The 23,639-nt window shown below is 71.4% G+C and carries 14 protein-coding genes; 11 read left to right on the top strand and 3 right to left on the bottom strand.

Annotation, left to right across the window (positions count from 1 at the left end; translation table 11 throughout):
- Positions 1-209 precede the first annotated feature (209 nt).
- From ABIA32_RS10260 to ABIA32_RS10240, 5 genes are read left to right on the top strand one after another with little or no spacing between them, the layout of a single operon-like run.
- Positions 210-1,634 (top strand): class I adenylate-forming enzyme family protein, encoded by a 1,425-nt coding sequence (locus ABIA32_RS10260; protein ID WP_370093685.1) that lies wholly within the window; start codon positions 210-212, stop codon positions 1,632-1,634.
- Positions 1,631-3,076, top strand: a complete 1,446-nt coding sequence (locus tag ABIA32_RS10255; protein WP_370093684.1) for a condensation domain-containing protein — start codon at positions 1,631-1,633, stop codon at positions 3,074-3,076. The genes ABIA32_RS10260 and ABIA32_RS10255 overlap by 4 nt, the downstream gene beginning before the upstream one ends.
- Complete coding sequence (locus ABIA32_RS10250; protein WP_370093683.1) at positions 3,073-3,978, top strand: thiamine pyrophosphate-dependent dehydrogenase E1 component subunit alpha; 906 nt, start codon at positions 3,073-3,075, stop codon at positions 3,976-3,978. Before ABIA32_RS10255 ends, ABIA32_RS10250 begins: the two co-directional genes overlap by 4 nt.
- Entirely contained in the window at positions 3,975-4,946 is a 972-nt protein-coding gene (locus tag ABIA32_RS10245) for an alpha-ketoacid dehydrogenase subunit beta (protein ID WP_370093682.1), read from the top strand. Before ABIA32_RS10250 ends, ABIA32_RS10245 begins: the two co-directional genes overlap by 4 nt.
- Positions 4,939-6,039 carry a 2-oxo acid dehydrogenase subunit E2 gene (locus ABIA32_RS10240; RefSeq protein ID WP_370093681.1) on the top strand — a complete coding sequence of 367 codons (1,101 nt, stop codon included), beginning with the start codon at positions 4,939-4,941 and terminating at the stop codon, positions 6,037-6,039. Before ABIA32_RS10245 ends, ABIA32_RS10240 begins: the two co-directional genes overlap by 8 nt.
- A 65-nt stretch (positions 6,040-6,104) precedes the next feature.
- Here the strand turns inward: ABIA32_RS10240 and ABIA32_RS10235 are convergent, their stop codons facing one another.
- From ABIA32_RS10235 to ABIA32_RS10225, 3 genes are all read right to left on the bottom strand, one after another.
- The gene (locus tag ABIA32_RS10235) at positions 6,105-11,591 is read right to left on the bottom strand and encodes an amino acid adenylation domain-containing protein (protein WP_370093680.1); all 5,487 of its coding nucleotides are present in this window, start codon (positions 11,589-11,591) and stop codon (positions 6,105-6,107) included.
- 367 nt (positions 11,592-11,958) lie between these two features.
- Positions 11,959-13,956: a N,N-dimethylformamidase beta subunit family domain-containing protein gene (locus ABIA32_RS10230; protein ID WP_370093679.1), complete on the bottom strand. Its 1,998-nt coding sequence runs from the start codon at positions 13,954-13,956 to the stop codon at positions 11,959-11,961.
- Positions 13,957-14,143: 187 nt separating this feature from the next.
- Positions 14,144-14,917, bottom strand: coding sequence for a GntR family transcriptional regulator (locus tag ABIA32_RS10225; protein ID WP_370093678.1), 774 nt, complete (start codon positions 14,915-14,917; stop codon positions 14,144-14,146).
- A gap of 487 nt (positions 14,918-15,404) precedes the next feature.
- On the opposite strand from ABIA32_RS10225, the gene ABIA32_RS10220 reads away from it, so the two are divergent.
- The 6 genes from ABIA32_RS10220 (at position 15,405) to ABIA32_RS10195 (ending at position 23,438) form a co-directional block, all read left to right on the top strand.
- Positions 15,405-16,679, top strand: a complete 1,275-nt coding sequence (locus ABIA32_RS10220; protein ID WP_370093677.1) for an extracellular solute-binding protein — start codon at positions 15,405-15,407, stop codon at positions 16,677-16,679.
- Between the two features lie 87 nt (positions 16,680-16,766).
- Positions 16,767-17,762, top strand: a complete 996-nt coding sequence (locus ABIA32_RS10215) for a carbohydrate ABC transporter permease (protein WP_370093676.1) — start codon at positions 16,767-16,769, stop codon at positions 17,760-17,762.
- Entirely contained in the window at positions 17,759-18,586 is an 828-nt protein-coding gene (locus ABIA32_RS10210) for a carbohydrate ABC transporter permease (RefSeq protein WP_370093675.1), read from the top strand. Before ABIA32_RS10215 ends, ABIA32_RS10210 begins: the two co-directional genes overlap by 4 nt.
- A gap of 7 nt (positions 18,587-18,593) precedes the next feature.
- The gene (locus ABIA32_RS10205; RefSeq protein WP_370093674.1) at positions 18,594-20,180 is read left to right on the top strand and encodes a glycoside hydrolase family 3 protein; all 1,587 of its coding nucleotides are present in this window, start codon (positions 18,594-18,596) and stop codon (positions 20,178-20,180) included.
- A gap of 137 nt (positions 20,181-20,317) precedes the next feature.
- Positions 20,318-21,607, top strand: a complete 1,290-nt coding sequence (locus tag ABIA32_RS10200; protein WP_370093673.1) for an extracellular solute-binding protein — start codon at positions 20,318-20,320, stop codon at positions 21,605-21,607.
- A gap of 370 nt (positions 21,608-21,977) precedes the next feature.
- Positions 21,978-23,438 carry a sensor histidine kinase gene (locus tag ABIA32_RS10195; protein WP_370093672.1) on the top strand — a complete coding sequence of 487 codons (1,461 nt, stop codon included), beginning with the start codon at positions 21,978-21,980 and terminating at the stop codon, positions 23,436-23,438.
- The last annotated feature ends 201 nt before the right edge of the window (positions 23,439-23,639 follow it).

Genomic DNA, 23,639 nt, shown 5'->3' with positions numbered 1-23,639 from the left:
TGCCAAGAACTGGGCGAGCGGCGGGTGCCGGCGCCGAGGAGATCGGCGGGATCCGGCGAGCATTGACGAGCCCTGGGGAGGATGGCAGACTGACGCGCGCCCAGTCAATGGTCTATACCAACCCTCGGCCAGCCCAGCGTTCCGAGCTGCTCTGTGTCCTCAACTCTCTTTATTTGCTTGCTATTTGACCTGTCCATCGGGGGATCAGGATGAGTTCGACGCTATGCGAACTTCTGCACGCCCGCGCTCGTGAGCAGCCGGACCGGGAGGCCCTGGTCGTCAGCGGAGTCGGGGCGCTCGGCTTCGCGGAGTGGGCGGATCGCGCCTCCGCGGTGGCCCGTGGACTGCGGCGGCGCGGCGTCGCCCGTGGGGACCGCATCGGCCTGGTCTTCGGCAACGGGGACTGGCTCGACTACGCGGTGGCCTTCATCGGGACGCTGGCCGCCGGCGCGGTCGCGGTACCGCTGTCGGACCAGCTGAGCACGGCCGATCTCGACCTCCGGCTCGACCACAGCGGCGCCACGTTGACCCTGCGCCCGGCGGACCTGCCGGCCCTGGAGGAGGCGGGGAAGGAGCAGGCGGGGGAGGAGCAGGAGCTCCCCACGCCTGCGGCCGGGGATCTCGCGCAGATCCTCTACACCTCGGGAACCACCGGACACCCCAAGGGCGTGGGCGCCACCCACGCCAACCTGGCCTACGGCTGGGGCGCCCGGCGCCGCCCCTTCGCGCACTCCCGCCACCTGGCGCACGGCTTCCCGATCGGCACCAATGCCGGTCAGTGGATGCTCGCCAACGCCATCGGCGCGCACCCCACCGTGATCACCCTGCCGCGTTTCACGCCCGGCCGCTTCGCCAAGCTGATCGAGGAGTACCGCGCCGGCACGGTCTTCCTGGTGCCGACCATGGCCATCGAGATGCTTGCCGCTGGTGTCCAGACGCGCGCCGACTTGTCCAGCGTGCTGCTGCTCGGCTCCGCCGCCGCGCCGCTGCCGGGCCGGGTCGCCGCCGAGCTGATGGTCGCCTTCCCGAAGGCGACCATCGCCAACTACTACACCTCCACCGAGGCCGCCCCCGCGCAGACGGTCATGCTCTTCGATCCGAGCCGCCCCTCCAGCCTGGGCCGCCCGACCTCGGGCGGAGCGGTCAGGATCGCCACCGCGACGGGCGAGCTGTTGCCGACCGGCGGGACCGGCGAGGTGTGGATGCGCTCGCCCACGGCCAGCCGTAGCTACTACGGCGACAGCATCGCCAGCGGCGAGACCTTCCGGGACGGCTGGGTCCGCATGGGCGACCTCGGCTACCTCGACCGGGACGGCTATCTGTTCCTGCTCGACCGGGAGAGCGACGTCGTCAAGTCGGGTGCGCACAAGGTCTCGACGATCCACGTCGAGGAGGCGGTCTACCGGCATCCACAGGTCGTCGAGGCGGCCGCCTTCGGGGTGCCGCACCCCTCCCTGGGCAAGGCCGTCGCCGTCGCCGTGGTCGGTCCGGTGGACCACGCCGAGCTGCGGGCCTTCCTGAAGGACCTGCTGGCCCCGCACGAAATGCCGCACCACCTCGTCACGCTCGACGCCCTGCCCCGCAACCACGGCGGCAAGGTGGACAAACGCGCACTCCGAGAGGTAGTCCAGTGAGCCGACTCTCCATCGCCCAGCACGGGATGTGGATCACCGCCCGGACCGGCGCGGCGACCGCGTACCACATGCCGGTCGTCATCACCCTGGCCGAGACGCCGGACCCCGGCGCGCTCGCCGAGGCGTGCCGCGCGGTCGTCGCCCGCCACCCGCTGCTCGGTAGCGCGGTCGAGGAACGGGACGGCGTCCCGTACTTCGTTCCAGCCGTGGAGCAGCCGTCGCTGGGCAAGGCGGACTCGATCGCCGAGGCCGTCGCGGAGCCCTTCGACCTGGAGCGCGGCCCGCTGGTGCGTTTCGCCCTCGTCGGCGAGCGGACTCTGGTCGCCGTCGCCCACCACCTGGTCTTCGACGGCTTGTCCAAGGACCTGCTCGTCGCCGATCTCGCCGCCGCCCTCCGGGGCGAGGCGCTCGGCGAGCCGGCGGCAGCCGAGCAGGCGGACGGCCGGGGGCAGCGGATCGAGGCTGCGCTTGCCGAGGCCACCGCCCACTGGGCCCCGCGCTGGCACGAGCCCGCGGGGCTCACGGTGCCCGGCGGGACGCTGCGCTCGCGGGCCGCGACGGCAGGTGAGGTGCTGGAGTTCGCGCTGGAGATCCCCGAACTGCCGGGGCTCACCCGCTTCGAGACGCTCGTCGCCGCCCTGCACGCGCTGCTCGCCTCCTACGGCAACGCCGAGGTGGCGACGGCGCTGGACCTCTCCATCCGGACGGAGACGGAGGCCGACCGGATCGGCTGCTACGTCAACGAGTTGCCGCTCTTCTCCGCCGCCTCGCCGGACGCGTCCTTCGCCGAGTTCGCGGCGGGGCTGCGGGCCGAGCTGCGGGCGGCCTACCGCTTCCGCGAGGTCCCGCTCGCGCGCGCCGTACCCGGGCTGCGGCCGCACGCCGCGCTCGCGCCGGTCTCGCTGAGCTACCGGCGGCTTGCCGGGGCGGCCTCCGTCGAGGGCCTGGGCGAGGTGGAGTGGCTCGCCTTCAACGGGACCGTGCGCGGCGCGCTGCAGCTGCAGATCGCCCAGGCCGAGTCCGGCTCCGCTGTCGCCAGCCTGCGTCACGACCCGCGCGAACTCGCTGACGCGGCGGGCTTCGCGCGCGACCTGGCCGCGCTGCTGGCCGCCGTCGCGGCGCAGCCGACCCAGCGGCTGGCCGAACTGCTGCCCTTCGCCGAGCCGGTGGCACTGCCCGCCGCGCCGGTCGTGGAGGCGGTCACCGAGACGACGGTCGCGGCCGACGACCCGCTGGTGGCGCAGATCCGCGCCATCTGGGAGCAGGTGCTCGATATCTCGCCCGTGGAGCCGGACGACGACATCTTCGATCTCGGCGGCCACTCGTTGACGATTACTCAGATCATCGCCCGGATGCAGCAGCAGCTCGACGTCGAGATCTCGCTCGACGACTTCTTCGACAACCCGACCGTCGCGGGCGTCGTCGCGGTGATCCGCTCATGATGGTGACCACCGAAGCGGCGGCCGCCGTTCGCCCGCCCGGCGACGAGGACTTGTCCCTGTTGCTCACCATCCGCGCCTTCGAGGAGAAGCTGCTCGACCTCTTCGGCCGCGGCATGCTCAACGGGACCACCCACACCTGCCTGGGACAGGAGTACGTCCCGGTCGCCATGGAGGGACTGCTCGAAGCGCGCGACCACGTCTTCAGCAACCACCGTGGCCACGGCCACTACCTGGCCCGCCACCGCGACCCCGAGGGGCTGCTGGCGGAGATCATGGGCCGGCGCGGCGCGGTCTGCGCGGGCGTCGGCGGCAGCCAGCACATCCGCAGGGAGCGCTACCTCTCCACCGGCGTCCAGGGCGAGAGCCTGCCGGTGGCCTGCGGCGTGGCGCTGCACCTGCGGCGCACCGAGCCGGGGGCTCTGGCCTGCGTCTACATCGGCGACGGCACCTTCGGCGAGGGCGGCGTCTACGAGGCGCTCAACCTGGCCGCGCTCTGGCGGCTGCCGCTGCTGGTCGTCGTGGAGAACAACGGCATCGCGCAGTCCACCCCGATCGCCCGGAGCATGGCGGGCAGCATCGCGGGCCGGGCCGCCGCCTTCGGCGTCGAGCACCGGCGGATCGAGTCCATGGAGGTGGACGAGATCCGCGCGCAGCTGGCCGACGCGGTCCGCGCGGTCCGCGAGGGCGCGCCGCTGGTGGCGGAGTTCGTCACGCCCAGGCTCGGCCCGCACAGCAAGGGCGACGACACCCGCCCGGCGGAGGAGATCGCCCGGCTGCGAGCGGTCGACTGGTATGCCCGCTACGCCGAGGCCGAGCCCGAACGCTTCCAGCGGCTGGACCGGGAGGCTCGGGCGGCGGTCGACGCGGTCGCCGAGGACGTCGTCGCCCGGGAGCCCTCATGAGAGTCGTCGAGAACCTGAACGCCGCGTTGCACGAGCTGATGGAGCGCGATCCTGAGCTGTACCTGCTCGGGGAGGACGTCGTCGATCCCTACGGCGGCGCGTTCAAGGTCACCAAGGGGCTCTCCACCCGCTTCCCCGACCGGGTGCTGTCCACGCCGATCAGCGAGAACGCGATCACGGGCGTGGCGGCCGGGCTGGCCCTGGCCGGGAACAGCGCCATCGTCGAGATCATGTTCGGCGACTTCGTCACTCTGGCCTTCGATCAACTGGTCAACTTCGCGGCCAAGTCGGTGTCGATGTACGGCGCGCCGGTGCCGATGCGGATGGTCGTGCGCTGCCCCGTGGGCGGCGGCCGCGGTTACGGGCCCACGCACAGCCAGAGCCTGCAGAAGCACTTCATCGGTGTGCCGGGGCTGGCGCTCTACGAGGTCTCACCCTTCCGCGACAACGCCGCCGTCCTCGCCGAGATGTTCGCGCGACAGGAGCCCTGCGTGCTCTTCGAGGACAAGGTCCTCTACACCCGGCCGATGAACGAGGTGGCGGCGCCGTTCCGGCTGGACGAGCAGTCGCCGGGCGTGGCCAGGGTCTCCTTGGACGAGCGGCCCGACTGCGTCGTCATCGCCCCCGGAGGCGTCGCGCACCGGGCGATGGCCGCGATGAGCTCGCTGCTGCTGGAGGAGGAGATCGTCTGCACGCTGCTGGTCCCCTCCCGGCTCTATCCGCTCGGCCTCGAGCTGCCGCCGGGCACCCGCCGCGTCTTCGTGGTCGAGGAGAGCACGGGCGGCGGCACCTGGGGGGCCGAGGTGGCCCACCAGATCCACCGCGCCCACTGGGACGCGCTCGACGGCCCGGTGACCCTGGTCCACTCCGCGGACTCGGTGATCCCCACCGCGCCGCACCTGGAATCGGCCGTGCTGGTCGACGCCTCCACCATCCACCGCGTCATCCGGGAGACACTGCGTGGCTGAGCTGCGGGTACCCAAGCTCAACAATCAGGACGACGAGTACATGCTGACGGAGTGGCTGGTGCCGGACGGCGCGCCGGTCGCGGCGGGCGACGTGGTCGTGGTCGTGGAGACGAGCAAGGCCTCGGAGGAGCTCGAGGCCGACGCGTCGGGCACGCTGCACCACGGCGTGAAGGCGGGGGACTGGTGTCGGCCCGGCCAGGCCGTCGCCGAGATCCTTGACGCGGCGGCACCCGCCGCAGCGCCGAGTGCGGCTGCGGCCGCCGCTGCAGCTGCCGTCTCGATCGGCACGGGGCCGATGGTCACCCGCGCCGCCCAGCAGCTCGCGGACGAGCTCGGGGTCACCCCTGCCGAGATCGCGGCGCTGGGCCTCGCCGTCGTGCGGACCGGGGACGTCGAACGGCTGCGGCCTGGCGTGCCTTCGGCGCCGGCCGTCGACGAGGAGGAGGCGGAAGGCGAGGCCCCGGCGGGGTTCCCGCTGAGCCGGGTGCAGCGCGGTGTCGCCAGCGCCGTGGAGCTCTCGCACCGGACCATCCCCGCCGCCTACACCGTGGTGCGGATGGACCTCGGGCCGGCGCTGGCCCACGCCAGGGCGGTGACGCGCACGGTCCGCCGCCCGGTCGGGCTGGCCGAGATCTTCGTCGAGCAGGTCGCCGCGCTGCACGGCGAGTTCCCGCGCTTCTTCGCCGCCATCGTGGGCTCCACGGCGCTGCTCGCCGACGCTCCCCACATCGGCGTGACGGTCGACCTCGGCGAGGGCCTCTACGTCCCCTGCGTCCGTGACGCGGCCGCCCGTTCGATCGGCGAGATCGCCACCGAGCTGATGAAGTACCGGGTCGCGGCGACGACGGGCGGTTTCAAGGAGAGCGATCTCGGCGGCGCGAACTTCGTGGTCACTCTGCACACCGACGCGGACGTGGTGCTGGCGATCCCGTTCGTCTTCCCTGGCACGGTCTGCGCGCTGGCGGTGACCGCGCCGAGCGAGGGCACGGCCGCGAACATCGGCCTGGCCTATGACCACCGCCTGATCAACGGACGGGACGCTGTGCTCTTCCTGCACGCGCTCAAGAAGGCTGTCGAGTCCCTGGAGGACTGAGCCTCGGCCCCCGACAGGCCCCGCCCCTGACCGCGCAGCGCGCGCGGTCAGGGGCCGGGCCCTTCTCAGTTCTGCCCAGGGCCTGCCGTCCTGGCCTGGAGGGTTTCCAGGCCGACAAGGTCGTCCGAGGGGGCGTCCGGGACCTCGCGGTCGAAGCGGGCCAGCACAGGAACGCGCAGCGAGAGCAGCGCCAGCAGGCCGATGGCCAGGCCGAAGACGAGGTAGAGCAGGCCGATGCCGCGACCGGGCCCGGTGCCGATGAGCTGTCCGACCGTGCCGGCCAGGGTGCCGTGACGATCCATCAGCGGCTGCAGCAGCTTCGGTCCGAAGGGCGCGACCACCGCGAAGCCGACCGGCAGCGTGGACCAGGCGATCATCGTGTTCACCGCGATCACCCGGCCGTGGAAACGCTGCGGCACCTTGGTCTGGATGATCGTCGCGTAGATGCCGTTCAGCAGTGCCAGACCGAGGGCCATCCCGAACGCGCCCAGGGCCACCACAGGGACGCTGGGCCGCAGGCCCGTGAAGGCCGCCGCCGCGGCCAGGCCGAGCGTGGTGAGCAGCATGCCGCGCAGCCGCAGGCCGCGCGGCCCGCCCCAGACGAGCAGGATCAGCCCGCCGAGCGTGGCTCCCAGGCCGCCGCACATGGCCACCCACCCGGTCGCCGCGAGCTTGCTGATCGACAGCACCAGCGGTGTGGTCAGCAGGAACAACGGCGAGAGGAAGATGTTCAGTGCGGCGAAGAAGACCAGCATCGCCCGGAAGTGACGGCTGCCCAGCGAGCGCCGGAAGCCGGCCCGGATCTCCGCGGTGATCGATTCGCGTCGTCGCCAGGCCATCGCCTGCGGGAAACGCACCAGCGCGACCACGCCCACCGCGAAGAGGTAGCTCACCACGTCGAACGAGAGGATGCCGCGCAGCCCCACCGCCGCCAGCAGCCCGACCGCGAACAGGGGAACCAGGAACTGCGCGAAGCCGAAGGCCATCTGGACGACGCCGTTGGCCCGCCCGAGGAACCGCTTGGGCACCAGCTGCGGCACAGCCGATCCCCAGGCGAAGCGCTGGAAGGTGAGGGCGGACGAGAGCACCACGATCAGCAGGTAGACGTGCCAGACCCGGAGCGACCCGCTCAGTGCGAGGGCCAGCATCGTCGCCTGGGTGGCCCCGGCCGCCAGATCGCCGTAGAGCATGATCCGCCGCCGGTCGCCCCGGTCCACCACGGCCCCGGCCAGCGGGGCCATCAGAATGCCCGGCACCAGCGCGAAGGCGGCGAGCAGCCCGTACTGGGCCAGTGATCCCGTGTGCAGGTAGACCCAGACCGGCAGGGCGAACTCGGTCAGCGCCGAGCCGATCATCGACACCTGCTGACCTGCCGCCACGGTGAGGAACCTGCCCATGCTCGGCCGGACCGCCTGTGCCTTCGGCTCGGGAGGCGGCGCATCGCCCGCGCGGGTCACGTCGACCAGCCACCAGGTCGCGTCGGGGCTGCGACGGTGCCTGACCTCCGTGCGATCCTCGATCGAACGGTGCACCTGGGTGACGATCTCGGCCAGCTCCTCGGCGCGGTACCGGAGGAAGAAGTGGCCGGCCTCGTCCAGCACCACGGCCGCGGCGGTGTCGGACACCTGCAGCCACTCGCGGTAGCGCTCCTGGTAGAACTCCGCGGCCGGGTCGCGCTCGCCGACGACGGCGATCACCGGAGCCTTCAGCGCGAGGCCGCCCTCGGTTTCGAAGAGCTCGGTGAAGTAGCGCTCCGCCTGGCGGGTGCCGATGCGGCGGTTGGCCACGATCAGCCGCAGCTGCTGGGGGTCGACCTCGTCGACGTCCAGGCCGGCCGCCGTCAGGTGGTTGATCAGCATCTGGTCGCTGCGCAGCCGTTCCGCCAGCAGCGTGGCCTTCTCGGCGAGCGCCGCCCCGCGTCCCTTCGGCCGCGCGAAGGGGAAGACCCCGGCCAGGTGCACCGCCTCGACCTCGCGGCCCGCCGCCTCCAGCAGTCGGGCGATCTTGACCGTCAGCATCACGCCGAGGCCGCAGTGCCCGTACAGGACGATGCGCCCCTCAACGTTCTCGAGTACCTCCTGTGCGCACGCCGCGGCGACTTCGTCCGGGAGCATCGCCGCCTCGCCGAGCTCGTGGCCGGGCACGGCCAGCGAGTGCAGCGCCCAGTCCTGCGGGAGCGCGTCGGCGAGCGGCTTGTAGATCAGCGCGCTGCCGCCGCCGTAGGGGGCGCAGACGAGGCTGGTGGTGACCTGCCGCTGCGGGGTGAGCCGGTGCAGCAGTCGGCGCGGGCCCCGGTCCGCGTCCGGGGCGGCGACCAGCGCGGCGAGCTCGCGCACGGTGGAGTGCTGGAACAGGTCCATCACGCTGACTGGAACGGCCAGGTCGGGGAAGGCCCGGCGCAGCTTCGCCACCACCTGGGTGGCGAGCAGTGAGTGGCCGCCGAGCTCGAAGAAGTCGTCCAGGGCGCCGACCCGGGAGACGTCCAGCAGATCCGCCCAGAGGGCGGCGACCAGTTCCTCCTCCGGCGTGGCCGGCGGCTGGTAGCCGGTGCTCGGCCCTTCCTCCGGTTCCGGCAGTGCCTTGCGGTCGACCTTGCCGTGGGCCTGGAGCGGGAAGCGGTCCAGCGAGACGTAGCGGGCCGGGACCATGTAGTCCGGCAGCAGCTCCAGCAGCCTGGTCCGCAGCTCGGCCGGCAGAAGCGGCTCGTTCTCGCCCGGACGCTCCAGGTAGGCGACCAGGTTCTGCTTGACGCCCTCGCCGCGCGCCAGCACCACGGCCTGCGTCACCCCGGGCAGCGCCGTCAGCGCGGCCTCGATCTCGCCCGGCTCGACGCGGTAGCCGCGCACCTTGATCTGGTGGTCGCTGCGGCCGAGGAAGTCCAGCGTTCCGTCGGCACGCCAGCGGGCCAGGTCGCCGGTGCGGTAGAGGCGGGCGCCGGGCGGGCCGTAGGGGTCGGGGACGAAGCGCTCCTCGGTCAGTTCGGGGCGGCCCAGATAGCCGCGGGCGAGCCGGTCGCCGCCGAGATAGAGCTCGCCCGGCGTGCCGGGAGGCACCGGCTGTCGTTCGGCGTCGAGCACGTAGCAGCGGGCCCCGGCGAGCGGGCGGCCGATCGGCGTGCTGCCGTCGGCGCCCAGCGGGTCGGCGGTGGGCAGCACCTCGTGGACGGTGATGCCGACGGTGGCCTCGGTCGGGCCGTAGTGGTTGAAGACCGCGCAGCGGCCGAGGGCGGCCAGCTCCCGTGCCCAGGCGTAGGACGAGGCCTCGCCGCCCAGGACCAGCGCCTTGCGCGGCAGTAGCCGCTCGACGGGGGCGTCGGCGGTGAGCGCGGCCAGGTGGGAGGGGGTCATCTTCAGGTAGTCGACGCCGAGCGTCTGCAGTTGCTCGGCCAGCTCCGCCCCGGCGATCCGGCGCGGCAGCAGGTGTACCCGGCCGCCGCTGGTGAGCGCGAGGTAGAGCATGGTGATGCTGAAGTCGAAGGAGAGCGACTGCAGCAGCGCGAACGACGCGCCGGGCTCGATGCGCAGTCGCTCGGCCGCGCCGGCGAGGTAGTTGACGATCTGCCGGTGCTGGACAGCGACGCCCTTGGGCTGCCCGGTGGAGCCGGAGGTGTAGATGACGTAGGCGAGGTTCTCCGGTCCGGAGACCTCGGGCAGCGGGGTGTCGTCCTCCGTGGTCACGGGTTCCGGCGCGTCCAGCAGGATCTCGGGGCCGTCGTAGTCGGGGAAGCGGGCGCGGGTCTCGCTGTCCGTGACCAGGACGCCGACGTGGGCGTCCGCGACGAGGAAGGCCAGCCGGGCGGGTGGTTGCTCCGGGTCGAGCGGCAGATAGCAGGCTCCGGCCTTGAGCGCGGCGACCAGGCCGACCGCGAGGGCGGGGGACTGCGGCAGGCAGACCGCGACGCGGTCGTCAGGGCCGACGCCGAGCGCGCGCAGCCGCCGGGCCAGCTGCTCGGCGCGGCAGTCCAGTTGGGCGTAGGTGAGGGTCTCGTCCTCGAAGACCAGGGCAGGCGAGTCCGGATTCGCCGCGACGCTCGCGGCGAGCAGCGCGGTGAGCGTCGCCGGCCCCTCGGGGGGCAGAGCCGGGCCGGTGGCCCAGGTGCCGAGGACGGCGTCCCGCTCGGCCCCGGTGAGCAGCGGCAGCCGGGAGATCCGCAGCTCGGGATCGGCGACGGCGGCGGAGACCAGCAGCTCGAAACGCGTCGCCAGCCGCTCGATCGTGGCCTGCTCGAAGAGGTCGGTCCGGTAGGTGAAGAGGCCGCCGAGCCGATCGCTCTCCTCGCTCATGTAGAGCGCGAGGTCGAAGTGGGTGCTGCTGCCCTCGAAGCCGAAGGCTTCGGCGCGCAGTCCCGTCCGGGCGGTGCGGGCGGCGCGGTCGCCGTAGTTCTGGAAAGCGAAGGTGGCCTGGAACACGGCCGAGCGGCTGACGTCGCGCTCGACCGCGGGGTCGGCGACCATCTGCTCGAAGGGGACCTCCTGGCGGGCATAGGACTCCAGGGTCCTGTCCCGCACCCGGTCGACCAGCTCGGCGAAGCTCGGGTCGTCCGCGAGGCGGGCCCTGAACGGCAGCATGTTGACGAACGCGCCGACCACGCCCTCCAGTTCGCGATGGTTGCGCCCCGCGACGGGCGAGCCGACCGCGAAGTCCCGCTGGCCGCTGGTCCGAGCCAGCAGCACCTGGTACGCGGCGAGCAGCACCATGTAGACCGAGGCGCCGCGCTCGAGGGCGAGTGCGGTGATCCGCTCGCTCAGCTCCCGGCTCCAGGCGAAGCCGTGACCGGCTCCGTCGAAGGTCAGCACGGGCGGCCGCTGCCGGTCGCCGGGCAGGTCCAGTGCGGGGACGTCGGCCAGCTCAGCGCGCCACCACTCGCGGTCGGCGGCGAGCGATCCGTCGTCGAGGCGCGCCCGCTGCCAGGCGGCGTAGTCGCCGAACTGTACTTCCAGCACCGGGAGTTCAGCGGGTGTTCCGTGGGCGTGCTCGGCGTAGAGCGCGTCCAGCTCGCGCTGGATCAGGTCGACCGACCAGCCGTCGCAGACGATGTGGTGCAGCACGAGCGTGAGCACGTGCTCCTCGGGCCCCAGCTGGATCAGCAGGGCCCGCAGCAGGGGGCCTTCAGCCAGCTCGAACGGCTCGGCCAGCGCCGCGCGCACGAGTCCGGCGGCCTCGGCCTCGTCTGCCGCGCGGCGGTACGCGGCGACGACGGGCCCGGGTTCGGCGACGGCGACCTCGGCGGTGCCGTCCTCGGTGGTCGGGAAGGCCATCCGCAGACTCTCGTGCCGCGCGACCAGCGCGGTGAGCGCGGCGTCCAGCGCGTCGCGATCCAGCGGCCCGCGCAGCCGCCGGGTGGGCGCCAGCGCGTAGGCGGCGGAGCCGCCGGGAGCGAACTGCTCCATGAACCACAGCCGCTCCTGTCCACTGGAGAGAGGCGGCGCGGCCCCGGACTCCCGTCGCGGCACGGTAGTCGCCGCCTTCCGCGCCCCTCGCAACCGCGAGGCGAGCAGAGCACGCTTGGCATCGGACCACTGCGCGGAAGGCGCGGTGGGGGTCTCGGTCATCGACATCCTCGGGATTTTTGGCGGATGGGACGGATGCGTCGGAGCTGGGTGGAACGAGGCGGTTGACGGAGCTGCCACGGCCACGCGGGGATCGGCGACGCCGACGGCGGCCGGCCTGAACCGGGCGGTTCGGGACTGGGCGGAGGCAGGCGGTTCGGTGGCGGCTGGGCGGAAGCAGGCGGTTCGGTGCGGGGCGGGCGATGCCGGGTGAGCAGGCAGTGGGGGCTGGGCTGGGCGGAGGCGGTGCGGGACGAAGGCGGTGCGGGACGAAGGGGCGTTCGGCGGTGCGGAGCGCTGGGCCCGGGTGCCTGTGCCTGGGGCCCGCACGCTCCACGCCGTCCGGGCCCCGGGGCCGACCCGGCGAGGGTCAGGCGTCGCGGAGGTGGTGCGTGCGGTTGGGTTGGGTGTGGGCGGCGGTGGGCGCGGCCGGCGTGACGCCGCGGGTGCGGAGGACGCCGTCGGGGGCCAGGGCGATGAGGCGGCCGGCCTGGCCGGCCAGCAGGGTTGCCCCGGAGGCGGGGCCGAGGGGTTGCCAGCTGCTGCGCGCGCTCGGGAGACGGTGCAGGACCTGGTCGTGGTCGTCGATGGCGTAAAGACGGCCGTTCACGGCCGTCAGCGCGAGGAGCTGCGTCTTGGTGGTCGGCGGCGCGAAGACGTCCCAGGCGTGCGGCGCGCTCTGTGGGACGGTCCAGAGCGTCCCGTCCTCGGTCAGAGCGAAGAAGCGCCCGTCGCAGACGGCCAGCGAGGTGGTGCCGGTCGGGCACTGACCCACTGTCCGCCAGCCCCGGCCCTCCGGATGCGCGGCCCGCGCCAGCAGCCTGCGGTCGTGGTCGACCGCGTAGAGCGCCAGTGGACCCTCTGTCGTCGCCTCGCGCGGGGCCGCCAGCGCGAGCACCTCGGGGGCGGGGCCGGCCGGGCGGAGCCGGCGGTTGTGGGCGTCGGCGGGGCGGACGCCCAGCGTGCCGTCGGCGAGCGCGGCGAAGAGCCAGGGGCCGGCGCCCGCCAGGGCGCAGGCCCCGCCCGCCGCGCCGAGCGCCGTCCAGCGGTCGGCCCGCGGTGTCCCCGAGAGCCGGTCCAGCACGTTGCGGGTGATCCGGTCGACCACGGGATCACCCAGCACGGAGCCCCAGTTGACGGTTCCGGCGTTGAAGACGGTGCCGGCCCCCGACTGGAAGACGCCCAGCACCGCCCAGCCGCCCTGGCCGTAGGCGTCCCAGTGCCGCAGGTCCGCCGTGGCGAGGACAGCGAACGAGGCCGGAGTGCCGTCCCTGCCGGTCGCGGTCGGCACGCCGTCGGTGAACTCCAGGTCCGCCGCGTCCGTCTCGTAGCCGAGTCCGCCCCGGGCGAAGCTGTCGCCGTCGGTCAGGCCGGTTCCCTCGAAGACCCAGTGGTCCGCGAAGGCGACGGTGTACGCCTCGCGCCGCATCAGCGGCATGGACGGGCCCCAGCACCCGGCCCCGGTGCGGAAACTGAGGCCGGTCAGCGCATTCTCCGGGCGATTCACCGGATCACTCGACCACTCCACGGTGGTGCGCTGCGGCGCGGTCGCTGCGACCGGATCGGCGGCCGCGTCGCGGTAGCAGACCATGGTGCGGCCCTCGTCCTCCAGCCGCATCTGCCACCAGGCGGTGTTCGCCCCGAAGACCGCCAGATTGCCGCCCGACCGGACGAAGCCCTCGACCTGGTCGCGCATCTCCCAGGTCCAGTACTCGTCGTGTCCGTTCACCACGAGCAGCCGGTAGCGGAGCAGGGCATGCGGGTCGAGATGCAGGTCGAGGTTGGAGCAGTAGTCGACATCAGGCCCGTAGCTGCGCAGCCACCGCATCAGCCCCTCCTCCCAGCGTTCGGGGGGCGGGCCGCCGCCGGGGCGGTCGAAGCTGACCCGGGCGGCGCGGTCCGGATCCTCGGTCCAGTACAGGCCCTCGCCGGGGACGCCGCTGCGGTTGTAGGCCTGCCAGGTCGCGAAGGGCACGGAGAGCAGGATCCGGGAGCGGGGCCCGCGCGCGGCCGGACGGACCACGAACCAGACCTCGCTGAACTCGGAGGCTGGTGTCCAACCCCGCTCCGGGGCCGGACCGGCTGGTGCCCCGTCCTGATCCGAAGCGGGGTTGGACACCAGCCTCTCGCCCTGCCCCGGCCGGAACACCGCCCGGTAGAGCGAACTGCGCCAGTGGCGGGGAACCTCCAGCAGCCAGGACTCCGAGCTCACCGGCGCCTGCAGCACAGTCCTGCCGTCGACGGCGTCCTCCACGGTGACGTTGCCGGTGATCCGGCCGCCGGCACCGCCCTCCGTGGCGAGCACGGTGAAGCGCAGGTGCTCGCCCTGTCTGCACGAGGTAGCCGCCGCATAGGCCACCAAGGTCATCGCCGTGCCGCCTTCCCCCGGGCGGGCCGATGGGCGGGCGGTGCGTCGTCGGCCCCCGCCGCCCTCGAACCACAATTGGTCCAGACCTGACGGGAGATTGGCATAGACCAATGGGTCGGTCAAGGGCGGGGCGGCTGACCTGTGCCTCTTTCTCGGCGCTCAGCTCCGCCGGCTCACTGCCGGGGCCTCACTGCTCCGGACGGCGCAGGCGGGCGGTGAACTTGTACCGGTCGCCGCGGTAGACCGAGCGGACCCACTCGACCGGCTCGCCCGCCGCGTCGAAGGAGTGCCGGGAGAGCAGCAGCATCGGCAGGCCGACGTCGGTGCCGAGCACGCCGGCCTCGCGCGGGGTGGCCAGTGAGGTCTCGATGGTCTCCTCGGCCTCGGCCACGTGGACGCCGTAGACCTCGCCCAGCGCGGTGTAGAGCGAGTTGTACTTGACCAGGTTCCGCCGCAGCGCGGGGAAGCGCTTCGCGCTCAGGTGCGCCGTCTCGATCGCCATCGGGTCGCCGCTGGCCAGACGGAGTCGCTCGACCCTGAGCACCCGACCGCCCGCGCGGATGTCCAACAGCTCGGCCAGCCGGTCGTCGGCCGTGACGTAGCCGACCTCGAGCAGTCGGGAGGCCGGCTCCAGACCCTGGGCCCGCATGTCCTCCGTGTAGGAGGTGAGCTGCAGCGCCTGCGAGACCTTCGGCTTCGCGACGAAGGTTCCCTTGCCCTGGATCCGCTCGAGGCGACCCTCGACGACCAGCTCCTGCAGCGCCTGGCGGACGGTGGTCCGCGAGGTCTCGAACTCCAGGGCGAGCGTCCGCTCGGGCGGGACCGGCGTGCCGGGCGCCTGGGTCTGGGTGATCTGCAGCAGGTGGCGCTTGAGGCGGTAGTACTTCGGGACGCGCGCGGTAGACGCCCCTGCCTGAGTCTCCTCGGCCGGGACCGTCCCGGGGCCCCCATCGGTCGTCATCACCGCTCCTGTGTCCTGTCCCCTGAGTAACGCCGCGGGCACCATGCCGCGCGGCACTTATGGTGGCACGTCCGCGTATGCGAAAGCATGCTCAGTGCGCAGTGCCGGACCGAGTTCCCCCGGTGGAGGGTGGTGCTCCTCCGGGATTGGTCCAGGCCAGGCGTACTACATGGTCTAGACCTTGAGGCCCGGAGTTGGCAAGACCCACGATTCGGACGTCTGCGACCGCTCCAGGTCAGAAGGTGTACCACTCGGTCACGCCGCGGCGCATGGCCGGTGTCGGGTTGATAACGGCTCCGGTTCTTCTTCCCGCAACCCGTTGACACTCGCATTTGGTCTAGGCCAAGCTCCAGGCACTGGTCTAAACCACCGTGACCACTCAACAATCCCCGACCCATCGCTGGGAAAACGGCACCCTCGACCTGCACCGCGCAGGGAGTCGCACCGGAACGGATGGGGGGAAATCCGGGCATCCCAGGAGGATGGCGTGAACCGTCGACTTATCGCCGCTGTTGGCACCGTGGCCGTGCTGGTCAGCGTTGCTGCATGTAGCTCCAGCTCCAAGCCTGCCTCTTCCGGCAGCTCCTCTGCGTCCAGCTACGCGGGCAAGACGCTGACCGTGTGGTTCATGAGCGGCTCCAACAGCCCGAAGTGGACCGCAGCTGTGAAGGCGGACTTCGAGAAGCAGTACCCCGGCGCCAAGCTGAACGTCCAGGTCCAGGACTGGAACGGCATCGGCCAGAAGGTCACCACCGCCCTGTCGGAGCAGACCCCGCCGGACGTGCTGGAGATCGGCAACACCCAGACCGCGGGTTACGCGGCCACGGGTGGTCTGATGGACCTGACCTCGATCAAGTCCGACCTGGGCGGCGACGGCTGGGCTGCCAACCTGAACAACTCCGCCGTCTACAACGGCAAGCAGTTCGCCGCGCCGTGGTACTTCTCCAACCGCGTCGTCATCTACAACAAGAAGCTGTGGACCGCGGCCGGCATCGCCGCCGCCCCGAAGACGCTGGACGAGTTCTACGCCGACCTCACCAAGCTGAACAGCACCAAGGGCGTCTCCCAGGCGCTCTACATGCCGGGCCAGGAGTGGTACACCTACTTCGGCATGCTGCTCGGCCAGGGCGGCAAGATCGCTGTCCAGAACAACGGCAAGTGGGCCGGCAACCTGGAGTCCCCCGAGGCCAAGGCGGCCATGGCGGTCTACAGCAAGCTGCAGAGCTTCTCCAAGGCCCCCAAGGACAAGGACGAGGCGACCCCGGCGCAGACCACCGTCTTCAGCAAGGGCGACGTCGGCGCGATGTTCGGCCTCGGCTGGGAGGCTCCGGACCCGAAGGTGATCCCGGCCGACCAGATCGGCTACTTCCCGATCCCGGGTGCGACCGCCGACAAGCCGATGCCGGTCTTCCTCGGTGGCTCCAACCTGGCGATCGCCCAGAACAGCCAGAACAAGGAGCTCGCCCAGGGCTTCCTGAAGATCGCGCTGAACGACAAGAACGAGGGCGAGTTCGCCTCCGAGGGCATCGTCCCGAACAAGACCTCGCTGAACTCGCTGGCCACCAGCCCGTTCTCGCTGGCCGCCATCCCCGCCTCGCAGCAGGGTGACACCACGCCGAACCTGCCCACCTGGGCCTCGGTCGAGAACACCCCGAACCCGATCAAGCAGTTCATGACCGACGTGCTGCAGGGCAAGGACTACGCGACCGCCGCCAAGACCGCGGACGCCGAGATCACCAAGCGTCTCAACGCCGCGCAGTAATCCGTAGCGGTGCCGCCTGCCGCCCTCCCCGGGCGGCAGGCGGCACCGCACGGCGCGTCCCGGGCACGGTTCGAGGAAGTGGTAGGCATGACAGTGCAGTCCGAGGGAGTGCAGACTCGCTCGTCGAACAGAGGGTCCGGTGACGGCGACGTGGTCGCGTCGAAGCGCTCCGGACAGTCGGGCAAGGCGGCGGGGATCGCGTCCAGAGCGACTCCTTATCTGCTGCTGCTTCCCGCCGCGCTTGCGACCGTGGTCCTGCTCGGATACCCCGTGGTCAAGCTCGTCCTGATCTCGTTCCAGAAGCTCAACCCGTTCCAGCTGATCCAGCATGTGACGGTCTGGAACGGTTTCAAGAACTACACCGACCAGCTGACCAGCGCGGAGTTCTGGCACACGGCCGAGCGATCGGTGATCTTCACCCTGATCAACGTGGTGCTGATCATGGTCGGCGGCTCGCTGGTCGGCCTGCTGCTCAACCGCCTCGGCAAGAGCATGCGGCTCTTCCTCTCCGTCGCCCTGATCCTCGCCTGGGCGATGCCGGTGGTGGCCAGCACCACCGTCTACCAGTGGCTCTTCGACTCGCAGTTCGGCGTCGTCAACTGGTTCCTGGACAAGCTGGGCTGGCACTCGATGGCCAACTACAACTGGTTCAGCTCCCAGTACTCCACCTTCGCGGTGATCATCCTGCTCATCGTCTGGGCCTCGATCCCCTTCGTTGCCTTCACCATGTACGCGGCGCTGACCACCATCCCGAACGAGCACTACGAGGCCGCCCGGATGGACGGCGCGGGCGCACTGAAGATCTTCCGCTTCGTGGTGTTCCCGGCGCTGAAGCCCTTCTTCATGAGCACCGCGTTCCTGGAGATCATCTGGGTCTTCAAGTGCTTCACCCAGGTCATCGCGATCAACCAGGGCGGTCCCGACCGGCTGACGGAGACCCTGCCCGTCTACTCATTCGTCGAAGGTGTGGGCAACCAGCACTTCGGGTCGGGCGCCGCGATCGCGGTGCTCACCATCCTGATCCTGCTGTGCCTGATGGCTTACTACCTCCGCACCATCCTGAAGCAGGAGGACGAGCTGTGAGGCGCTCCCTGTTCGGACGCACCTGGCCCAACGCCGTCGCGGTCGTCCTCTTCGTGTTCTTCATCTTCCCCGTCTACTGGATGGCGTCGACCGCGTTCAAGCAGAACAACGACGTCATCGCCAAGACGCCGGTCTTCCTTCCGCTCAACGGGACGCTGGAGCACTTCCGCAAGGCGGTCAGCGCGCCGGGCTTCTGGACGCTGGTGGTCAACAGCGTCACGGTGACCACGCTCTCGGTACTCCTCTCGCTGGTCATCGCGCTGCTCGCGGCCTTCGCTCTGACCCGGATGAAGTTCAAGGGCCGCAAGGGTTTCATCCTGGTCGTCATGGTCGCGCAGATGGCCCCCTGGGAGGTCATGGTCATCGCGGTCTACATGCTCGTGCGGGACAACAACATGCTGAACAGCCTGGTCCCGCTGACCCTCTTCTACATGATGATGGTCCTGCCCTTCACCATCCTGACGCTGCGCGGTTTCATCGCCGCCGTGCCCGCGGAGCTGGAGGAGTCCGCGATGGTCGACGGCTGCACCCGCCGCCAGGCCTTCGTCAAGGTCGTCCTGCCGCTGCTGGCGCCCGGCCTGATGGCCACCTCGATCTTCGGCTGCATCACCGCCTGGAACGAGTTCCCGCTCGTGCTGGTGCTGAACAAGGAGAGCGCGCAGACCCTGCCGCTCTGGCTGACCAAGTTCCAGACCAACTTCGGCAACGACTGGGGCGCCACGATGGCGGCCTCCACGCTCTTCGCCATCCCGATCCTGGTGGTCTTCTTCATCATGCAGCGCAGGGCCGTCGGCGGACTGACGGCCGGCGCGGTGAAGGGCTGACGTGCACGTGAGCATCCTCGAACCGTCGTCAGCCAGGACCGCTCGGACGAGGGACCAGCTCCACCGCGACGCGCTCACGGTGCTGCAGCCCGGCTTCGTCGGCACCACGCCGCCCGACTGGCTGCGCCGCCACCTCGGCGACGGCCTCGGCTCGGTGGCCCTCTTCGCCCGCAACGTGACCGACCAGGAGCAGTTGGCGGCGCTGACCGCCGAGCTGCGCAGGGAGAACCCGCACGTCCTGGTCGCCATCGACGAGGAGGGCGGCGACGTCACCCGGCTGGAGGCCGGCAGCGGCTCGTCCTGGCCCGGCAACCTCGCCCTCGGCGCGGTCGACGACCCCGGGCTGACCAGGGACGTGGCCCGCGAGCTCGGCCGCGCGCTGGCCGAGTGCGGCGTCAACTACAACTGGGCGCCGTCGGCCGACGTCAACTCCAACCCCGACAACCCGGTCATCGGCGTCCGCTCCTTCGGGGCGGACCCGGGGCTGTGTGCGCGGCACACCGCTGCCTGGGTCGAGGGCCTTCAGTCGGTAGGCGTCGCCGCCTGCGCCAAGCACTTCCCCGGACACGGGGACACCGCGGTGGACTCGCACCTCGGCCTGCCGGTGGTCGACATCGACGTGGACCTGCTCCGCTCGCGGGACCTGCTCCCGTTCAAGGCGGCGATCGCCGCCGGGGCCAAGGCCGTGATGACCGCTCACATCATGGTCCCGGCGCTGGACGGTGACCGCCCCGCGACGCTGAGCCACGCGGTGCTCCAACTGCTGCGCAACGCGCCGGCTGACGGCGGTCTCGGCTACCAGGGCCTGATCGTGACCGACGGCATCGAGATGGGCGCGATCGCGGACACCTACGGGGTCGCCCGCGGCAGCGTGCTGGCCATCGGCGCGGGCGTCGACGCGATCTGCGTCGGCGGCGGCCTGGCCGACGAGGAGACCGTGTTCCGGCTGCGCGACGCGCTGGTCGAGGCGGTGCGCTCCGGTGATCTCGGCGAGGAGCGACTGGCCGAGGCCGCGGGCCGGGTCCGCGCGCTGGGGCTGTGGACCACCGAGCAGGTGGAGGCCAGTGGCCGGCTCGCCCCGGACCTCGCCATCGGCCTGCGCGCCGCGCGCCGCGCGCTCCGGGTCACCCTCCCCCAGCCTCCGGCCGGGGGCACCCTCTCCCCCGGCTTCGCGCCGATCACCGAGCGTCCGTACGTGGTCTCCTTCAGCCCGATCGCGAACATCGCGGTGGGCGACGAGACGCCCTGGGGCGTGGCGGGCATGCTCGCCGCGCGCTTCCCCGGAACGCGCGCGGAGAGCGTCGGCCCGCAGGACGCGACGCCGGAGCTGCTGCCCGCGCTGGTCGAGCGGCTGCGCCGCGAGTCGGCCGGACGCCGCCTGGTCGTGGTCGTCCGGGACCTGCACCGGCACGAGTGGATCTCGCACGCGCTGGACGGCCTGCTGGCGGGCCGCCCGGACGCCGCGGTGGTCGAGATGGGCGTCCCCCAGGCCGCCGCGCGTGGTGCCCTTCACGTGGCCACGCACGGCGCCGCCCGGGTCTGCGGCCTGGCCGCGGTTGAGGTCCTGACGGGCCAGCCCACCGCTCAGCACTGAGCGGCGCGGCTCGGCGGGCCGACCCAGATCCCAGTCGAGTAACAGATGCCACTCCTGTCCGTCGGTGCATTGACGGCCCCAATGGTCTAGTCCAAGCTTCCTGCAATTGGTCGAGACCATTGGGGAGTGGTGCGAGCATGAGACATCGTCGTGCGGTTCTGGGGATCTGTTCCGCAGCCGTCGCGTTCAGCCTGAGCGGCTGCAGCCTCGCCGGACTGGGGGGCAGCAACAAGGGCAGCCCGTCGCCGACAAGTTGGGACGGCAAGACCCTGGTGGTCTGGCTGATGAAGGGCGACGGCGCCCCCGAGTGGGTGAGCTCGGTCAAGACCGCCTTCGCGGAGCAGTATCCGGGCGCGACGCTCGACGTCGAGATACAGGACTGGACCGGCATCCAGCAGAAGGTGACCGACGCCCTCGCCTCGCTCACCCCGCCCGACGTCATCGACATCGGCAACACGCAGACCCCTTACTACGCCGCCTCCGGTGGCCTGATGGATCTGACGCCCTACCTCGGCGAGCTCGGCTCGGCCGCGTGGACCGCCTCCATGAACCGGTCCACGATCTACCAGCAGAAGCAGTACGCCGCGCCCTGGTACGCCGGCAACCGGGTCGTCATGTACAACAAGAAGCTCTGGCAGCGGGCAGGTCTCGGGGCGACGCCGACGACCCAGCAGCAGTGGCTGGACGACCTCGGCACGCTGCAGAAGACCTCCGGCGTCAGCTCCGCGATCTGGCTGCCGGGACAGAACTGGTACGCCTTCGACGGCTTCCTCCAGGACGAGGGCGCCCAGCTGGTGCGGGAGACCTCCCCGGGCGTCTGGGCGGGGAACCTCGACAGCCCACAGGCGCTGCGCGCCACCAAGCTCTTCAAGAAGCTGCAGACCTTCGGCAACGCCCCGGTCGACGTCAACGAGGCGAACCAGGCCGCGGTGTTCGCCAAAGGCAACGTCGGCTGCATGATCGCCATGGGTTACGAGGCCGCGTCCGCGGTCGGCAAGAACGTGACCGCCGACGACATCGGTTGGTTCCCGATCCCGGGCAGGACGGCGAGCAAGCCGGCCAAGACCTTCCTGGGCGGCTCGAACCTCACGGTCTCGGTGAACACCCAGAACAAGGGCCTGGCGCTGGGCTTCCTCAAGATCGCCCTGGACGACGTCAACGAGGCGCTGATGGCGAAGACCTCGGGATTCCTGCCGAACCGGATCAGCCTCTACGGGGCGCTCAAGGGCAACGCTTACGCGCAGGCGGCGGCGAAGTCGGTGCCCGAGGCCGGCTACACGCCGCTGCTGCCCACCTGGGGCAATGTCGAGACCTCGCCGAATCCGGTGATCACCCTCTACCTGACGCCGATCCTGCGCGGCGGCGACGCGTCGCTCGCGGCGGGGGCCGCCGACAAGGAGATGACCAACCGTCTGTCCTGGAACTGAGCGGAAGCACGAAAGGCCGCGAGCGCCGGACGGGACCCTCAGCCCGTTCGACACCGCGGCCTTCGGCCTCGTCGGTGGAGGACTCCGTCGCTGCGTGGCGGGTGTGCGGGCCCGGGACGCGTGGCGGGATCGACCGACGGTGAGAGCGGCGGCCGCGCGGTCAGGGCAGATAGCGCGGGGTGTGTCGCTCCTTGGTGCTGACTCGATTGTGGACTAGACCATTCGAGGTTGTCCAGACCAATGGACGAGGAAGTTCGCGCCGCCCCCGCGCCGCACCCGGCCCGCGCCCGAGGTCCGTGCGCGGGCGGGGCCGCGGGCGTCCGCCCGGCTCCCGGGCCGTCCGCGCGCCCGCTCCGGTTAGGCTCGCTGCATGCCTTCCCTGAACGAGCTGGTGCGCCACCACACCTCGCTGGAACCCGCTGACGTGGAGTGGATCCACCTGCTGATCTCCGAGTGGCAGCTGCTCTCGGACCTCTCGTTCGCGGACCTCGTGCTCTGGGTGCCGACCAGGGACGGCACCCGCTACGTCTCGCTCGCCCAGATGCGGCCGAACACCGGCCCCACCTCCTACCAGGACGACATGGTCGGCCACCTCGTCCCGCGCGGGCGCCGCCCGCTGCTTGACATGGCGCTGGACGAGGGCCGGATCGTCCGTGAGGGTGACCCCGAGTGGCGCGAGGACGTACCCGTTCGGGTGGAATCCATCCCGGTCCGCCGCGAGGGCCGGGTGCTCGGCGTGATCGCCCGCAACACCAACCTGCTGACGGTCCGCACGCCCAGCCGGCTGGAGCTCACCTACCTCCAGAGCGCCTCCGACCTGGCCCAGATGATCGCCAACGGGACCTTCCCCTTCCCCGGCGAGCAGGTCGACATGGACGCCTCGCCGCGCGCCGGCGACGGCCTGATCCGCCTCGACGCCGACGGCGTGGTCACCTACGCGAGCCCCAACGCGCTCTCCGCCTACCATCGGCTCGGCCTCAACTCCGACCTGGTCGGCCTGCACCTGGGCAAGACCACCGCGGACCTGATCCCGCCGACCCGCGGCGCGGTCGACGAGGCGCTGATCAAGCTGGCCAGCGGCTGGGCGCCCCGGCAGACCGAGATCGAGCACCCGGAGGCCGTGGTCCAGCTGCGCGCGATCCCGCTCAAGCCCAAGGGCGAGCACATCGGCTCGCTGGTGCTGCTCCGCGACGTCACCGAGCTGCGCCGCCGCGAGCGCGAGCTGATGACCAAGGACGCGACGATCCGTGAGATCCACCACCGGGTCAAGAACAACCTGCAGACCGTCGCCGCGCTGCTGCGCCTCCAGTCGCGCCGGATGGACTCCGAGGCGGCGCGCGGCGCCCTGGACGAGGCGGTCCGCCGGGTCGGCTCGATCGCCATCGTGCACGAGACGCTCTCCATGGCCCTGGACGAGCGGGTCGCCTTCGACGACATCGCGGACCGGGTGCTGGCCATGGTCATGGAGCTGTCCCAGGACGGCCGAGTCACCGCCCGCCGCGACGGCAGCTTCGGCATCCTCTCCGCCGAGGTGGCGACCCCTCTCTCCATGATCCTCACGGAGATCCTGCAGAACGCCCTGGAACACGCCTACGGCCCGAACACGGGCGGAGTGGTCGAGGTCACCGCGCGGCGCTCGGAGGGAGTGCTCTACATCACGGTGACCGACGACGGCTCCGGGCTGCCGGAGGGCTTCGACCCGCAGACTGCGGGCAATCTGGGGCTGCAGATCGTCCGTACCCTCGCGGCAGGCGAGTTGGGCGGGCAGTTCGACATGACTCCGGCCCCTGAGGGCGGCACTAGAGTGGCGCTGGCGATCCCATGTGAGTGACAGCCCGTTTGATTTACTGTTGGGCGGTTTTTACCTGTTCCTCACCTATTGGGCGCCAACCACCGTAGATGCTGGTTCGTCTACAGTCACAGGTGCCACAACAGGTTATTCTCAGGCGCCGCTCAGGACCACCACCCGACGCCTGGCGAGAGCACACGTGGAACAACAGAACTTCATCGCGCCTGCCCGCCACTCCGGCTT

Origin of the sequence: Streptacidiphilus sp. MAP12-20 (assembly GCF_041262525.1) — a bacterium.
Lineage (GTDB): Bacteria > Actinomycetota > Actinomycetes > Streptomycetales > Streptomycetaceae > Streptacidiphilus.
Note: the sequence above shows the minus strand (reverse complement) of the source record. Positions and strands in the feature narration are given on the sequence as shown.

Coding starts and splice junctions, on each gene's coding strand:
- ABIA32_RS10215 (WP_370093676.1), top strand. CDS start 16,767: ATGACAGTGCAGTCCGAGGGAGTGCAGACTCGCTCGTCGAACAGAGGG.
- ABIA32_RS10195 (WP_370093672.1), top strand. CDS start 21,978: ATGCCTTCCCTGAACGAGCTGGTGCGCCACCACACCTCGCTGGAACCC.
- ABIA32_RS10230 (WP_370093679.1), bottom strand. CDS start 13,956: ATGACCTTGGTGGCCTATGCGGCGGCTACCTCGTGCAGACAGGGCGAG.
- ABIA32_RS10225 (WP_370093678.1), bottom strand. CDS start 14,917: ATGACGACCGATGGGGGCCCCGGGACGGTCCCGGCCGAGGAGACTCAG.
- ABIA32_RS10260 (WP_370093685.1), top strand. CDS start 210: ATGAGTTCGACGCTATGCGAACTTCTGCACGCCCGCGCTCGTGAGCAG.
- ABIA32_RS10250 (WP_370093683.1), top strand. CDS start 3,073: ATGATGGTGACCACCGAAGCGGCGGCCGCCGTTCGCCCGCCCGGCGAC.
- ABIA32_RS10235 (WP_370093680.1), bottom strand. CDS start 11,591: ATGACCGAGACCCCCACCGCGCCTTCCGCGCAGTGGTCCGATGCCAAG.
- ABIA32_RS10200 (WP_370093673.1), top strand. CDS start 20,318: ATGAGACATCGTCGTGCGGTTCTGGGGATCTGTTCCGCAGCCGTCGCG.
- ABIA32_RS10245 (WP_370093682.1), top strand. CDS start 3,975: ATGAGAGTCGTCGAGAACCTGAACGCCGCGTTGCACGAGCTGATGGAG.